The following is a 15574-nucleotide window of genomic DNA, read 5'->3' as shown; positions in this document are numbered from 1 at the left end:
CCTCAGGCTGCGCGCTTCAGCCGCTTGGCGACGTCGCGCGGGATGCCCTTGAGGTCGAGGTTGCGCAGAAGCTCCGCGAGGTCCGGCTCGTCCACACGATCGGCCGCGGCGTCGAGCGTGAACCAGCGGCGCTTGCGCTCTTTCCGCTCTTTCCACCGGCGCTTCAGGTTGCTGACGAACATCGGGTAGACCTGCACGATGCACGGGAGCACGGTGCCGTCGTCCAAACCCTTGTCGTAGGTGTAGGACCCGACCGACTGCCTGGAAATGTAACCCTTTGCCCCGGCTTCCTCGAGCGCCTCGATCTCGGCGGCGGCCCACGGTTTCTTGCCGTCCATTTCCCAGCCCTTGGGCATGACCCACCTGCCGGTGTCGCGCGATGTCACCATCAGCACGCGCAGCCGCGCCTTGCGGTCCCAGCTTAGAGGAAGGGCCGCGATCTGTTCTCCCCGGTCTGGCATTGTGCCGCCACGATTTGCCCGATTTGTTTTTATGTCTTCCATCGTAAACACAGAGTGTAATCCGGGAAAGACAGTTTCCAACCGCCCGCGGTTTCCAAAATAGAAAACCGCCGGAAGGCAATTCCGGCGGTTCCGATTTGTCACTCCGCTTCGGTCGAAACGGGAGGCCGACCAATATCGGCGGGATCAGCCCATGCGGTCTGACGCGTAAGAGCCGGGCGAGGCCGGGAAGACCACCGTCTTCGCCCCGTTCAGGAACACCCGCCGGTGGATGTGCGCGTGTACCGCGCGCGACAGCACCCGCGCCTCGACGTCCCGGCCAAGCGACACGTAGTCCGACGCGCTCTGGGCGTGGGTGACGGACACCACATCCTGTTCGATGATCGGGCCCTCGTCGAGGTCGGCCGTCACGTAATGCGACGTCGCGCCGATCAGCTTCACGCCCCGCTCGAAGGCTTGCTTGTAGGGGTTGGCCCCCTTGAACGAGGGCAGGAACGAGTGGTGGATGTTGATGATCCGGCTCGAGTAGCGCGCGCACATGTCGTCCGAGAGCACCTGCATGTAGCGCGCCAGCACGATCAGCTCGGCCCCCGTCTCCTCGACGATGGACATGATCTGCGCCTCGGCCTGCGGCTTGTTCTCCTTGGTGACGCGGATGCAGTGGAACGGCAGGTCGTGGTTCACCACGACCTTCTGGTAATCCATGTGGTTCGAGATCACCGCCACGATGTCGATCGGCAGCGCGCCGATGCGCCAGCGGTAAAGCAGGTCGTTCAGGCAGTGCCCGAAGCGCGACACCATGATGACGACCTTCATGCGCGTGTCGCGGCTGTGGAAGTCGAAAGTCATGTCGAAGGGGGCCGCGACCTCGTCGAAGCCATCGCGCAGGTCCTCGAGCGACACGCCGGTCTCGGGCACGAAGCTCGTGCGCATGAAGAAGTTGCCGGTCTCCTGGTCGTCGAACTGCGCGCTGTCGGTGATGTTGCAGCCGTTCTTGGCGAGGTAGGTCGAAATCGCCGCGACGATCCCGCGCGTCGAGGGGCAGGTCATCGTGAGGAAGTATTCAGACATGACGGTTCCGGCGGTCGGGGGCCTTGGTCAGGGTCGCGCGATCCCGGACACGCCGACCGCGCGCGTGCCATGGAGATCAGTCGCACGCCCGGTGTGCTGACCGGCACCCTACACGCGGGCCCGGTCGCGAAAAGGCCCGCAAACGACCAGTCGCGGCGCAATTTCGGCTTTGGTTATCAGGATGGAAATCGCGCGGATGCTTTCCGCACCGGCGGACGCAGCCTTCGAGATCAATGGCAGGGGCGCGATCGATCTCCGCCACGCCTTGCTGGTTCGTGGCCAGCCCTCTGCCCGTCGGCCGACGCACGAACGGCCGGCCGCGAGGCAGGGGCCAGAGCCCCTGCCCCGATCGCCTCAGTGCCCGAGGATCTGGCTCAGGAAGAGCTTCGTCCGCGGGTTCTGCGGGTTGTTGAAGAACTCTTCCGGCTCGTTCTGTTCAACGATCTGGCCCTGGTCCATGAAGATCACCCGGTTCGCCACCTGCCGGGCAAAGCCCATCTCGTGGGTGACGCAGATCATCGTCATGCCTTCCTCGGCGAGCTCGACCATGGTGTCGAGCACCTCCTTGATCATCTCGGGATCGAGCGCCGAGGTCGGCTCGTCGAACAGCATGATCCGGGGTTTCATGCAGAGCGACCGCGCGATCGCCACGCGCTGCTGCTGACCGCCCGAGAGCTGGCCGGGATACTTGTCGGCCTGTTCGGGGATCTTGACCTTTTCGAGGAAGTGCATGGCGGTCTTCTCCGCCTCGTGCTTCGGCGTCTTGCGCACCCAGATCGGCGCAAGCGTGCAGTTCTCGAGGATCGTGAGGTGCGGGAACAGGTTGAAGTGCTGGAACACCATCCCGACCTCCGACCGGATCGTGTCGATGTTCTTGATGTCGGAGGACAGCACCGTGCCGTCCACCTCGATCCGGCCGCGCTGGTGTTCCTCCAGCGCGTTGATGCAGCGGATCAGGGTGGACTTGCCCGAGCCCGAGGGCCCCGCGATCACGATCCGCTCGCCCCGATAGACGGTCAGGTCGATGTCGCGCAGCACGTGGAAGGTGCCGTACCACTTGTTCATATTCGAGATCTGGATCGCGACCTCGTCGGAGACCTCGAGCTTTGCCGGGGACGGCGTGTCTACTGCGGTTTGTGCCATGTCCTGACCTCCTTAGCGCCGGTCTGTGTTGAGCTGACGCTCGAGCCACTGGGAATATTGCGAGATGCCGTAGCAGGTGACGAAGAACAGGAGCGCGGCGAATCCCAGAAGCTCCCAGTAGACGCCGTTCCACTCGGTCGAGGCGAGGATCGGCCCGCGGATCATGCCCACGAGGTCGAACATAGAGATGACCGACACCAGCGTCGTGTCCTTGAACAGGCCCACCGCCACGTTGACGATGCCGGGGATCGAGATCTTCAGCGCCTGCGGCAGGATGATGAGGCGCATCGCCTGCGGATAGTCGAGCCCGAGGCTGTCGGCCGCCTCGTACTGACCCTTGGGCAGGGCGGCGAGGCCACCGCGGATCACCTCGGCGATATAGGCCGAGGCGAACATCGTGATCATGATGATCACCCTCAGGATCAGGTCGAAGTTGGTGCCCGGCGGCAGGAAGTAGGCCAGCACCACGTTCGCCACGAAGAGCAATGTGATGAGCGGCACGCCCCGGATGAACTCGATGAAGACCACGCAGATCCACTTGATGATCGGCATCCGGGACTGCCGCCCGAGGGCCAGCGCGATGCCGAACGGGATCGACAGCGACACGCAGACCGAGCCCAGGATCAGGTTCAGCATGAAGCCGCCCATGTTCCGGCTTTCCACCGGGGTCAGGGCGAGGATGCCCTCCACCGGCAGGAAGCCGGTGATCCACCACACCACGAAGGCCGCGACGATCCCGCCGAAGAAGCCCATCGCGAAGGACTGCGCCACGAAGCGCGCGTAGACGAAGTAGCCCGCGACCAGCCCAACCGCCGCGAGAAGCGGCACAAGGATCGAGCCGCCCCAGATCAGCCAGTAGGCGAGAAAGGGGTAGATCGCGGTGAAGATCAGCATCCTGCGCGGGAAGGTGTTGAAGAACAGCACCGGCGCGATGGCGACGAACAGCAGCACGAAGGCCAGCGTCGGCCGCCAATAAAGCTCGGACGGATACTGGAAACCGAACAGAAGCTGGTTCCACCGCTCGGTCAGAACCGAGAAGCAGCCGCCTGTCGCGCCGTCGAGGATCTCGCGGCACGCCGACAGCGATGGTGCCGTCCAGATGCCGTTCAACAGCCAGGGCGCCACGCCGGACAGAAGAGACCACAGCGCCCAGAGCGCAAGCAGCGTGAGGATCGCGTTCGGGATCGTCGAGAATAGGTTCGACCGCATCCACTTGACCACGCCGGTTTCGGTGGCCGGGGGCGGCTGCTGGTCCAGCATCGACTCGCGGACATAGGCGACGGAATGCGCGTGAAGATCGCTCATCTCAGCGCTCCTTCAGCCGGACGGCGTTGTTGTAGACGTTCATCAGCGCCGAGATCGTCAGGCTGATCGCGAGGTAGAACAGCATCAGCAGCAGGATCGTCTCGATCGCGCGGCCCGTCTGGTTGAGCGTGATGCCCCCCAGCGTGCCGGTGAGGTCCATGTATCCCACCGCGATCGCCAGCGACGAGTTCTTGGTGATGTTGAGGTAGTGCGAGATCAGCGGCGGAACGATCACACGCAGCGCCTGCGGCAGGATCACGAGGTTCATGATCCGGCGCGGGCGCAGGCCGAGTGCGGCGGCCGCCTCGGTCTGGCCCCGGCTGACCGAAAGGATGCCGGCGCGGACATTCTCGGCGATGAAGGCGCCGGTGTAGATGGCTAGCGCGAACCACAGCGCGATCAGCGACCCGAGAAGGTTGATCCCGCCCGAGAAGTTGAAGCCGCCAAGCTCGGGCAGCTCTAGCGTGATCGGGCGGCCGAGGATGACGTAGGCCACGAGCGCCGGCAGGAACACGATGGCAAGCGTCGGCCAGGTCGTCGGCAAAAGCGTTCCGTCCGCGTAGAGCCGCTTGCGCGCGTGGCGCCGGTAGAGGATCGCTCCGATGATCGACGCGACGAAGACAGCGACCACGACCCATCCAAGCGGGTCGAGCAGCGGCTTCGGCACGTAGACCCCGCGGTTGGTGAAGGCGATGGCGCCGAAGAGCATGTTCGCATCCGGGTTGTCACCGCGGAAGGCGCTCGGGGCCGGGGCCACGGCGGTCATGATCGTGAAGATGATGATGATCCAGATCAGCACCGGCACGTTGCGGAACAGCTCGACGTAGGCGGCCATCAGCTTGGACACGAGCCAGTTGTTCGACAGCCGGAGCACGCCCGCCGTCACCCCGATCAGGGTCGCGGTGATGCAGGCGAGGATCGACACCAGCAGCGTGTTCAGCAGGCCCACGAGCGAGGCGCGCAGGTGGGTGGACTGGCTGGTATAGGGCAGAAGAGCCTGGTTGATGTCATAGCCCGAGGGATCGCCGAGGAAGTCGTACGAAATACTCAGGCCGGCCGCCCGCAGGTTCGCCGCCAGGTTCGAGCCCAGATAGGCGAACAGCAGGGCGACGCAGACAAGCGCGATGAACTGGAATGTATAGGAACGATAGCGCGTGTCGTTCAGCAGCATAGAAAGCCGGAACGACGACTCGCTGCCTTGCGGGTCGCTGAGAGAAGCCATCGATGTGATCCCTGTTGGCGTCCGCTTCACTGCCGGCGGGTTGATCCCGTCCTGACGTCCCGAGCGGATCCTTATCCTGGCCGCCGGCCCCCGCGGGGGCCGAACGGAAAGGGGGCGCGGGCCTTACACAGGCCAGCGCCCCCGGTCATGCGATCAACGGAACGGCGGTGCGTACATCAGGCCACCGTCGGTCCACTGCGCGTTCAGGCCGCGCGACAGGCCGATCGGGGTCGATTCACCGATGTTCTTGGCGAAGATCTCGCCGTAGTTGCCGTTCGCCTTGATGGCGCGGTAGGCCCACTCGTTGTCGAGGCCCAGCATCTCGCCCAGGTTGCCCTCGGTGCCGAGGATCCGGTTGATCTCGGGGCTGTCGGTGCCCTCTTTCAGCTCGTCGATGTTGGCCGACGTAATGCCGTACTCTTCCGCCGCGATCAGCGCGTTGAGGGTCCAGCGTGCGATGTCGCCCCACTCGTTGTCGCCATGGCGGACCAGCGGGCCCAGCGGCTCCTTCGAGATGATCTCGGGCAGGATGACGTGATCGCTCGGGGTCTCGAAAGCGGCACGGGTCGCGGCGAGGCCGGACGCGTCGGTCGTGTACACGTCACAGGCGCCGGCAAGGTACTGCTGCTGCGCCTCTGCGTTGGTCTCGATCGGGACCGGGGTGTACTCCATGTTGTTCTTGCGGAAGTAGTCCGCGAGGTTCAGCTCGGTGGTGGTGCCGGTCTGGATGCAGACCGTCGCGCCGCCAAGCTCCCGCGCCGAGCTGACGCCCAGCTCCTTCGGGATCATGAAGCCCTGGCCGTCGTAGTAGTTGATGCCGACGAATTCGAACTTGAGGTCGACGTCGCGGGTGAAGGTCCAGGTGGTGTTGCGCGCGAGCAGGTCGATTTCGCCCGAGGCGAGCGCGGTGAAGCGCGTCTTGCCGGTGGTCGGGACGAACTCGACGGCGCTGGGATCGCCCAGCACGGCCGCGGCGACCGCGCGGCACACGGCCACGTCAAAGCCGGACCACTCGCCGTTGGCGTCGGGAGCGGCAAAGCCCACGAGGCCCGTGGTCACACCGCAGTTCATCGTGCCGCGATCCTGCACATCCGAGACGGTCTGCGCGCTGGCCATGCCGGCCGAGAGCGCCGCCACGGTGAGCGTGCCAAGAATGACGGATTTGTTCATGGTAACCTCTTCCTGTTGTCCGCCGCCCTTCGTGGGCGGTTACGGTGGCCCCAGTTCCGGGACCTTGCGACGAAAGTCGGGATCTCCCCTATCGGTGCGCAGGAGTGTGGTCGCAATCTTTTCCGGAGGTCAAGCCATAGGCCCTGACGTTTGCCCGGTAATTCCGCAGTCGGCGCGAAATCGGGCAGGCCGCTGACGCAGCGTTATTCGGCCCGCGCGAGGCTCAGGAAGGCGACCGCGTCGTGGAACGCGCGGCGCTTGTGTTCGGCTGCGTTGGCAGCCTCTTCGTCTTCGCCCCATTGCTGCGCCTGCCAGTCCTCGTCGATGCGCGAGGCAGCCCAGAGATCGTCCGGCGCGCCTTGTCCTCGCTCGGCCGCGAAGCCGATCACGAGAGAGCCGGTCAGCGACACGAGGTCGTGAAACGCCGCCAGTTCGAACGCGTCCAGCCGGTGCACGGCGGCGCGCAGCCGCGCCAGCGAGTCGGCGTCCTGCGGCGCGTGCATGATACCGGTGCGGGCCTCGAGCCGTGCTCCAAGCGTGTCAGCCGCCCAGTCGAGCAGCGGGTCCCACGCAGCCTCTTGCCGCGCGACCAGTTCCTCGGGCGTCTCGGCACGGTAGCACAGAAGATCGCTGTCACCGTACTCGGCCAACATGTCGGCGACCTCGGCGCGCTGCGGGCGCACCTTGTCGATGGCGGCGTTGGCGCCGCGGGTGACCGGCATCGACAGCGGCGCGATCAGTTCGCCCTGCGCGGCCCATTCGGCGGCGACGGCGCGCGCCATCGCCTCGGACGGCAGGATCAGCGGCGACTTGGCGGGGGTCTTCACCGCCCGCCCGTCGAGGCGCACGGTATGGCCGCCGCCCTCCATCGGTTCGGCGGTCGCGTCGGTCCAGAAGCGGCGTGCGGCCCACTCGGTCATGCGTCCTCCCAGATCGTGTCGAGAAGCGGCGGCAGCGCCTCGATCGTCTCGATGACGGTATGCGCCGCGTTCAGGCGTTCGGCAGGGTGGTAGCCCCAGGCGACGCCCACGGGCACGACGCCCGCGGCCGCACCCATCTCCATGTCGAAGCTCGTGTCGCCGACCATCACCGCGCGGTGCGGATCGAGCCCGGTGTCGGCCAGCGCCGCCTGCACCATCGCCGGATGCGGCTTGGACGGGTGATCGTCGGCGCAGTGGCGTGTCACGAACAGGTGCTCCAGCCCGTGCCCCTCGATCAGCTTGTCGAGGCCCCGGCGCGACTTGCCCGTGGCGACCCCGAGCAGAGTTTCAGGGTGCGCGTGCAGACGCTCCAGCACATCGCGCACGCCGGGATAGAGCGGCGAGGATTCCGCGGCGCCCGCCTTGGCTCGCAGATCGAAATAGGCGTCCTTGTAGGCCTCGACCATGACCGCGCGCCGGTCGGCCTCGAGGTCGGGGGCCAGCGCCACCATCGCCTGCGGCAGCGAGAGCCCGACGATACCGAGGATCGCGCCCCGGTCGGGCGCGGGCCGGTTCACCGCCGCGAAGGCGCCGCCCATCGCGGCGAGGATGTCGGCCTGGCTGTCCACCAGCGTGCCGTCGACGTCGAAGATCACCAGTCGCAGGTCGGTCACAGTTCGTCCTCGTCGAACGGGTCCACCGGCACGTCGTTCGCGGCCCACCCGACGGTGTCCCAGGTGCGGGCCATGTGGTCGGGCAACGGTGCGGTGACGACCACGCGGGCGCCGGTCACCGGGTGGGTGAACGACAGCATCCGGGCGTGCAGGTGCAGCTTTCGGCTGATCTCGCCGCCCAGCTGGGCGCCCCAGCCGTCGCCGAGGTTTTCCTGTCCCGAGCCGCCATACTTGCCGTCGCCCACGATCGGGTGACCCATCTCGGCCATGTGCGCGCGCAGCTGGTGCGTGCGCCCCGTCACCGGCACCAGCGCGACCCACGCCGCCCGCTTGGCCAGCGGAGACAGCACCGCGTAATCGGTTGTGGCGTTCTTGGCGCCTTCCGTGCGCGGCACGTCGTCGGGATGAAGGCAGAGCATCTTCTCGCCCTCCCCGCCAGAGCCGTGGCCCGGCGCCTTCACCAGACCGTAGCGCACGGTGCCCATCGGCGGATGCGGCACGCCGGCGACCGCGGCCCAGTAGATCTTGCGCGCATCGCGGGCACGGAATGCCTCGGAAAGGCCCTTGGCCACCTCGCGGGTGCGCGCCATCAGCAGAACGCCCGACGTATCCTTGTCCAGACGGTGCACCAGCCGCGGCTTCTCGTCGTATCCGAAGGTCAGCGCCTCGGACAAACCGTCGACGTGGCGGGTCTGCTTCGAGCCGCCCTGGCTGGGCAGTCCCGGCGGCTTGTTCAGCGCGATCACGTGGTCGTCGCGGAACAGCACACAGGACTTGATCATCGCCGCGTCCGCGTCGCTCACCCCCGGTTTCGGGCGCGAAGCGACCTCGCCCGGTTCGGGGATCGGCGGCACGCGCACCGCCTGTCCTTCCTCGAGCCGGTGCGAACCCTTCACGCGCCCACCGTCCACGCGCAGTTCGCCCTTGCGGCACATCTTCTCGATGCGGCCCTGCGCAAGGTGCGGGAAGCGGCGCTTGAGCCAGCGGTCGAGACGCTGGTTGCCTTCGCCGCGGCCGACGGTAATGGTCTGAACGCCGCTCATGCGATCACCCCGCGTGCCGCCCAGAGACCAGCGAAGAGCGCCGCCAGCGACAGGACGACCGAGGCCGCGACATACGCTCCGGCCTGCACGGTCTCGCCGCGTTCCCACATGTAAGCGGTATCGAGCGAAAACGAGGAGAAGGTCGTGAACGCCCCGAGGAACCCGGTCACCAGAAGCGGCGAGATGCGGTTCGCGGACAACTCGGCCAGGGTGACCACGATCACCCCCATCACGAAAGAGCCCACGACGTTCACCGTCAGCGTGCCCCAAGGGAAGCCCGGCCCCATGACGCGCATGGCGGCCAGTCCGGTCAGGTAACGCGACACCGCACCTGCGGCGCCGCCGACCGCGATTTGAACAAGGGTGAACGACATGGAGGCCACTTCGTCCGCGACCCCGAACTTGTCAAGCCCGACCCTTGCGCCGCCCCCGGGCAGGGTGCAGGGTTTGATCAAACGTCATCCCCTGACACATCCATTCCGAGGAGCCATCATGGACGGCACGCTCTCCGCCAACGACATTTCCCACATCGTCACCGCCGACAAACGCCACGTCTGGCATCACCTGAGCCAGCACAAGCCGTGGGAGACGTCGGACCCGAACGTCATCATCGAGGGCAAGGGGATGCGCGTCTGGAACCAGGCGGGCAAGGAGCACATCGACGCCGTCTCGGGCGCGGTCTGGACCGTCAACGTGGGCTACGGACGCGAAAGCATTGCCCGTGCGGTCTACGACCAACTCATCAAGATGAACTATTTCGCCGGCGCCAGCGGCTCTGTCCCCGGCGCGATCTTCGCCGAGAAGCTGATCGAGAAGATGCCGGGCATGAGCCGGGTCTACTACTGCAACTCGGGCTCGGAGGCGAACGAGAAGGCCTTCAAGATGGTCCGTCAGATCGCGCACAAGCGCTACGGCGGCAAGAAGCACAAGATCCTCTTCCGCGACCGCGACTACCACGGCACCACCATCGGTGCCCTGTCGGCGGGCGGTCAGGACGAGCGCAACGCGCAATACGGGCCCTTCGCGCCGGGCTTCGTGCGGGTGCCGCACTGCCTCGAGTACCGCAAGCACGAGCAGGACGGCGCGCCGAACGAGAACTACGGCGAATGGGCCGCGAACCAGATCGAGGAGGTCATTCTCCGCGAGGGCCCCGATACCGTGGGCGCGCTCTGCCTCGAGCCGGTGACCGCCGGCGGCGGCGTCATCTGCCCTCCCGAGGGCTACTGGCAGCGCGTGCAGGAGATTTGCCGCAAGTACGACGTGCTGCTGCACATCGACGAGGTCGTCTGCGGCGTCGGGCGCACTGGCTCCGAGTGGTTCGGCTACCAGCATTACGGCGTGAAACCCGACATGGTGACGATGGCCAAGGGCGTCGCGTCGGGCTACGCGGCCATCGCGTGCTGCGTCACGACCGAGGAGGTCTTCGACCTCTTCAAGTCCGACGAGACCGATCCGATGGACTACTTCCGCGACATCTCGACCTTCGGCGGCTGCACCGCCGGGCCCGCCGCGGCGATCGAGAACATGCGGATCATCGAGGACGAGGGCCTGCTCGAGAACACCACCGCGATGGGCCACTACATGATGGAGCGTTTGTCCGAACTGAAGGACAAGCACGCGATCATCGGGGACGTGCGCGGCAAGGGTCTGTTCCTCGGCGCGGAACTGGTCACCGACCGCCAGACCAAGGACCCGGTCGAGGAAGCCCGCGTGAAGGCCGTGGTCGGCGACTGCATGAAACAGGGCGTCATCATCGGCGCGACCAACCGTTCGGTGCCCGGCAAGAACAACACGCTGTGTTTCTCGCCGGCGCTGATCGCCACGAAGGACGACATCGACGAGATCGTGACCGCCGTGGACGGGGCACTGGGCCGCGTCTTCGGATGAGCCCCACCAACGGCTTCGGTCTGCCTGTAGGCGCGGCGGTCGATCTCAACCTGCCGCGCCCGGTCCCGCCCCGCACCCCGATGGAGGGGCGCACCTGCTCGGTCGTGCCCTGCGATCCGTCCCACGCCGAGGACCTCTTCGAGGCCTACGCGCTGGAGGACGGAGCCAACTGGACCTACCTGCCGCTCGACCCGCCGAAGGACGCGGACGAGATGCGCACGCGCCTGACCGACATGGCGGCCAGCGACGACCCGCTTTTCTTCACCGTCCTCGACACCGAGGGACGCGCGGTCGGCACGTGCTCCTACCTGCGGATCAATCCGCAGGCCGCCAGCATCGAGGTCGGATGGATCAGCTTTTCGCCGCGCGTCCAGCGCACCGTCATGTCCACCGAGGCGATGGCGCTGATGATGACCCGTGCCTTCGACGATCTGGGCTACCGCCGCTACGAGTGGAAGTGCGACGCGCTCAACGCGCCGTCGCGTGCCGCTGCCGAGCGACTGGGTTTCACTTACGAGGGGACCCACCGGCAGGCGCAAATGGTGAAGGGGCGCAACCGCGATACGGCTTGGTTCTCGGTGCTGGACGGCGAATGGCCCGCGGTGAAGGCCGCCTTTGCCGCGTGGCTCGATCCGACGAACTTTGAGGATGGTCGGCAGCTCAGGTCGCTCCGGGAACTGCGCGGCTAGCGCGCTCCCGTCGAAACTCGGGAAAAGAAAAAGGCCGCGCCCGGCATCCCGGACGCGGCCTTTTCTTCTTCCACGGAACAGACCTTACTCGGCTGGCGACGGTTCAGCGCCCCCCGCCGTTCCATGTGGCTTGTCGTAGGTGGAGGTCGCGTTTTCCTCGCTGTGCAGGTCGGACGGCAATGGCCGTTGGCCCACGGTGATATAGTCGATGTCCTCGGCCAATAGCCCCATGATCAGCGACGGGATCATCATGAAGACGAGGCAGAACACCGGCAGACCGACGACGGTGATCACCTGCTGCAGCGCGGTCAGACCCGCCTGCCCCGCCAGGACGATCAGGAGGATCGCGATGGTGCCCTCTGCGATCCCCCAGAACAGCCGCTGCTGCACCGGGCCGGCCTCGGCCTCGCCGGTGCAAAGCATGTCCACCACCAGCGACGCGGAGTCCGACGAGGTGGCGAAGAAGATCGCCACGATGATGACCGCAAAGCCCTGAAGGAAGGTCGTGAACGGGAAGTTCTCGAGGAATGCGAACATCGCAAGCGGGATCGAGTCGGCGACGGCCTGGCTGAGAGCCCCGGCCTGATCTCCCATCGCCTCGCGCGCGGCGGCGCCGATTCCGTCGAACTCCATCGCCTGCCAGCCGAAGATCCCGAACCAGACAAGGGTGAAGATCGACGGGGCCAGCAGCACGCCCATGACGAATTCGCGGATCGTGCGGCCGAACGAGATGCGCGCAACGAACAGACCCATGAAGGGGGACCACGTCACCGTCCAGGCCCAGTAGAAGACCGTCCACGAGCCTTGCCAGCCCCATTCGTCATCCGCGCGGACCGTGGACAGCATGTCATTCCAGAAGGCCAGACGCGGCAGGTTCGACAGGTAGAGACCCGCCGTTTCGACGATGCCGCGCAGCAGGAACAGGGTGGAGCCGGCGATCAGCACGAACGCCATCAGGACGACGGCCATACCGATGTTGAGGTTCGACAGGAACTTCACGCCGCTGTCGAGGCCGGCCACGATCGATGTCACCGCGACGGCGGTCAGGATGGCGATGATGACGATCTGCACGAACGGCCCGTCCCCGGTGCCCATCAGTTCGTCGAGGCCCGCGGCCACCTGGCTGGAGCCGAGGCCGAGCGACACAGCCACGCCGAACAGCGTGCCGAGGATCGCCACCACGTCGATGGTTTTGCCGATGGGGCCGTGGATGCCTTCCTTGAGCAGCGGATAGAACACCGAGCTCACGCGGACCGGCAGCTTGTAGCGGTAGATGAAGTACGCGAACGCGAGGCCCGGCAGCGTGAAGATCGTCCAGGTGTGCAGGCCCAGGTGGTAGAGCGCGATCGAGATGGCGTCCTTGGCGGCTTCCTCGGAATGAGGCTCGATGCCCGGCAGTGGCGGAGTGGCGAAGTGGCTCATGGGTTCGGCCACGCCCCAGAACATCAGCACCGTGCCGATGCCGCCGGCGAAGAGCATCGTGAACCACGAGATGCTGCTGTATTCCGGCCGCGCGTCTCGTCCGCCGAGGCGGATATGGCCGTAGCGGCTGACCGATACCCAGATCAGGAAGCCCAGCCACACATTCACGCCGAGGATGAAGAACCACCCGAGATTGGTGACGATCCATTCCCGCGCGGCCGCGAAGGCGTCGCCGATACCCTCCGGAAAGATCACGAGGATCAGGGCGAAGACCACCATGAATATCGCTGAGGAAAAGAAGATGACGGGATCGGTCTTGAGGCCGAGACGGCGCGCGAGGTCTTCCACAATGAGTATCCCTGTTTGCCAGTTCGAGGGACGGCACGGGTGACGTCAAAGCGCGCCGCGTATTTTCCTCAACGGGCGCGAGACCGGACGGTTCCGAAATTCCCCGGACACGGGCTCAATCGAAAGGAAGTTGTCGAAAGACATGAAAAAAGGCCGCCAGTTGGCGGCCTCGGGCGGCCCCTGTCGGGGCCACGCGCGACGATGTCGCGATAAGGGTCAGTCGTTGACGCTGTCCTTGAGCGCCTTGGCAACGGTCACCTTGACCTGCTTGTCGGCGTCTTTCTTGAACTGCTCGCCGGTCGCGGGATTGCGCACCATGCGCTCGGGACGCTCGCGGCAGTAGAACTTGCCAACGCCCGGCAGGGTCACCGCGCCGCCGTCGGCGACTTCCTTGGTGATGATGCCGGTCAGCGCGTCCAGCGCTGCGCCCGCGGTCTTCTTGTCGCTTCCCATCTCGTCGGCCAGTGCCGCAACGAGCTGGGTCTTCGTCATCGCTTTCGCCATGTTCTATGGTCTCCTTGCCGCCCCGTCTCTTGGGCCTACTGGCCGCGAATAAACCCAATCTTGGGGTAGAACACAAGAAATTGCGTCGCGGCAGTGTGATTTCACGCTGATTTCACGGGGAAACCCGCTCAGAGGAACGCCGTTTCGTAGAAACTGCGCAATTTCCGGCTGTGGATACGCTCCAAGGGCATCTCGCGCAACTCCTCCATGGCGCGGATCCCGATCATCAGATGCCGCGCCACCTGCGCCCGGTAGAAGTCCGTGGCCATGCCCGGCAGCTTCAGTTCGCCGTGCAGCGGCTTGTCCGACACGCACAGCAACGTGCCGTAGGGCACCCGGAAGCGGAACCCGTTGGCCGCGATGGTCGCGGATTCCATGTCGAGCGCGACGGCCCGCGACTGCGACAGCCGCTGCACCGGACCGGTCGTGTCGCGCAGCTCCCAGTTCCGGTTGTCCACGCTGGCGACGGTGCCCGTCCGCATGACACGCTTGAGGTCGTAGCCCTCGAGCTCGGTCACCTCTTCCACCGCGGTCTCGAGCGCGACCTGGATCTCGGCCAACGCCGGGATCGGCACCCAGATCGGCAGGTCGTCGTCCAGTACCCGGTCCTCGCGCAGGTAGGCGTGGGCGAGCACGAAGTCGCCCAGCGACTGCGAATTCCTCAGGCCCGCGCAGTGGCCGACCATGATCCAGGCATGGGGGCGCAGCACCGCGATGTGGTCGGTCGCCGTCTTGGCATTCGACGGCCCCACCCCGATGTTCACCAGAGTGATGCCCGAGCCGTCTCGCCGCTTGAGGTGGTATGTCGGCATCTGCGGCATCTTCACCGTCGGCGGCAGCTCGTCCTCGGGGCCGGTGATCTCGGCGTTCCCGGTCGAGACGAAGCTGGTGTAGCCGCTGTCCGGATCGGCGAGCGCGGCACGGGCATAGGCCTCGAATTCGGTCACGTAGAACTGGTAGTTGGTGAACAGGACGTGGTTCTGGAAGTGCTCGGGATCGGTCGCGGTGTAGTGCGCGAGGCGGGCCAGAGAGTAGTCGACGCGCTGCGCAGTGAACGGCGCAAGAGGTTCGGTCCCGTCCGGCGCCGCCTGGAACGTGCCGTTGACGATGTCGTCGTTTGTGGAGGTCAGGTCCGGCACGTCGAAGATGTCACGCAGCGGGAACTGCGCCGCCCCCTCGTGCGGCACCGCCACGTCCGACCGCGCCGCAACGGCGAAGTGGATCGGGATCGGAGTCTCGGACGGCCCCACCTGCACCGGCACAGCGTGATGCTCGATCAGAAGCTGAAGCTGCTGGCGCAGGTAGTGCCGGAAGAGGTCCGGCCGCGTGATCGTCGTGGCATAGGTGCCCGGCGCCGCGACGTGGCCGAAGCTCAGCCGGCTGTCGATCTTCGAGAAGCTCGTCGTGGTGATCCGCACCTCGGGGTAGTAGGCGCGGTATCGCGTGCCGGGATGACCGCTCTGCATCGCCCGGTCGAAGCCACCCACGAGGAAGTCGAGCGCCCCGTCATACAGCTCGGCCAGCCGATCGACCGCCGCATCGGCATTGTCGAACAACTCCGGCTCCGGCACGTCGGGGGTCTTCACCTCAAGGTTCGACGGCAGATCCTGCATCCCGGCCCTCTTCGCGCTGTTTTCGATTGCGGCGGACGGTGACACCAACCCCGGGCAGGCGCAAGGCGACCCGTCCGCCGCGGCGCCGTGTCGCCGGAACCG

At 66.1% G+C, this 15574-nt stretch carries 15 protein-coding genes; 2 read left to right on the top strand and 13 right to left on the bottom strand.

What is annotated here, in order from left to right; translation table 11 throughout:
* Positions 1-2: 2 nt before the first annotated feature.
* The 10 genes from BMX29_RS00770 to crcB all read right to left on the bottom strand — a co-directional run bounded on the left by BMX29_RS00770 (position 3) and on the right by crcB (position 9383).
* Positions 3-461: an NUDIX hydrolase gene (locus BMX29_RS00770; RefSeq protein WP_092809603.1), complete on the bottom strand. Its 459-nt coding sequence runs from the start codon at positions 459-461 to the stop codon at positions 3-5.
* A gap of 186 nt (positions 462-647) precedes the next feature.
* Positions 648-1532, bottom strand: a complete 885-nt coding sequence (gene purU, locus BMX29_RS00765) for a formyltetrahydrofolate deformylase (RefSeq protein ID WP_043844878.1) — start codon at positions 1530-1532, stop codon at positions 648-650.
* A gap of 354 nt (positions 1533-1886) precedes the next feature.
* Positions 1887-2675, bottom strand: coding sequence for an amino acid ABC transporter ATP-binding protein (locus BMX29_RS00760; protein WP_043844877.1), 789 nt, complete (start codon positions 2673-2675; stop codon positions 1887-1889).
* Positions 2676-2687: 12 nt separating this feature from the next.
* Positions 2688-3980 (bottom strand): amino acid ABC transporter permease, encoded by a 1293-nt coding sequence (locus BMX29_RS00755; protein WP_092809601.1) that lies wholly within the window; start codon positions 3978-3980, stop codon positions 2688-2690.
* 1 nt (position 3981) lies between these two features.
* A complete protein-coding gene (locus BMX29_RS00750) occupies positions 3982-5202 on the bottom strand; it encodes an amino acid ABC transporter permease (protein ID WP_043844875.1) in 1221 nt (406 codons plus the stop codon).
* 153 nt (positions 5203-5355) lie between these two features.
* Complete coding sequence (locus BMX29_RS00745; protein WP_043844874.1) at positions 5356-6372, bottom strand: amino acid ABC transporter substrate-binding protein; 1017 nt, start codon at positions 6370-6372, stop codon at positions 5356-5358.
* Positions 6373-6575: 203 nt separating this feature from the next.
* Entirely contained in the window at positions 6576-7292 is a 717-nt protein-coding gene (locus BMX29_RS00740; RefSeq protein WP_092809599.1) for an ATP12 family chaperone protein, read from the bottom strand.
* A complete protein-coding gene (locus BMX29_RS00735; RefSeq protein WP_092809597.1) occupies positions 7289-7966 on the bottom strand; it encodes an HAD-IA family hydrolase in 678 nt (225 codons plus the stop codon). The genes BMX29_RS00740 and BMX29_RS00735 overlap by 4 nt, the downstream gene beginning before the upstream one ends.
* Positions 7963-9009, bottom strand: a complete 1047-nt coding sequence (locus tag BMX29_RS00730) for an RluA family pseudouridine synthase (RefSeq protein WP_092809595.1) — start codon at positions 9007-9009, stop codon at positions 7963-7965. Before BMX29_RS00730 ends, BMX29_RS00735 begins: the two co-directional genes overlap by 4 nt.
* On the bottom strand, positions 9006-9383 hold the full coding sequence (gene crcB / locus BMX29_RS00725) for a fluoride efflux transporter CrcB (RefSeq protein WP_092810143.1): 378 nt from the start codon (positions 9381-9383) through the stop codon (positions 9006-9008). Before crcB ends, BMX29_RS00730 begins: the two co-directional genes overlap by 4 nt.
* Positions 9384-9501: 118 nt before the next feature.
* On the opposite strand from crcB, the gene BMX29_RS00720 reads away from it, so the two are divergent.
* Together BMX29_RS00720 and BMX29_RS00715 are read left to right on the top strand one after the other, a co-directional pair.
* The gene (locus tag BMX29_RS00720) at positions 9502-10896 is read left to right on the top strand and encodes an aminotransferase family protein (RefSeq protein ID WP_092809593.1); all 1395 of its coding nucleotides are present in this window, start codon (positions 9502-9504) and stop codon (positions 10894-10896) included.
* Positions 10893-11585 (top strand): GNAT family N-acetyltransferase, encoded by a 693-nt coding sequence (locus BMX29_RS00715; RefSeq protein ID WP_092809591.1) that lies wholly within the window; start codon positions 10893-10895, stop codon positions 11583-11585. The genes BMX29_RS00720 and BMX29_RS00715 overlap by 4 nt, the downstream gene beginning before the upstream one ends.
* Positions 11586-11669: 84 nt before the next feature.
* Here BMX29_RS00715 and BMX29_RS00710 read toward each other — a convergent pair whose 3' ends face one another.
* The 3 genes from BMX29_RS00710 to BMX29_RS00700 form a co-directional block, all read right to left on the bottom strand.
* Positions 11670-13355, bottom strand: coding sequence for a BCCT family transporter (locus tag BMX29_RS00710; protein ID WP_092809589.1), 1686 nt, complete (start codon positions 13353-13355; stop codon positions 11670-11672).
* Between the two features lie 216 nt (positions 13356-13571).
* Positions 13572-13859, bottom strand: coding sequence for an HU family DNA-binding protein (locus tag BMX29_RS00705; RefSeq protein WP_043844868.1), 288 nt, complete (start codon positions 13857-13859; stop codon positions 13572-13574).
* A gap of 128 nt (positions 13860-13987) precedes the next feature.
* Positions 13988-15472 carry an AMP nucleosidase gene (locus tag BMX29_RS00700; protein WP_043844867.1) on the bottom strand — a complete coding sequence of 495 codons (1485 nt, stop codon included), beginning with the start codon at positions 15470-15472 and terminating at the stop codon, positions 13988-13990.
* Positions 15473-15574 lie beyond the last annotated feature (102 nt).

Source organism: Roseivivax marinus, assembly GCF_900109705.1.
Taxonomy (GTDB): domain Bacteria; phylum Pseudomonadota; class Alphaproteobacteria; order Rhodobacterales; family Rhodobacteraceae; genus Roseivivax; species Roseivivax marinus.
This window is presented reverse-complemented; position numbering and strand designations above follow the sequence as displayed.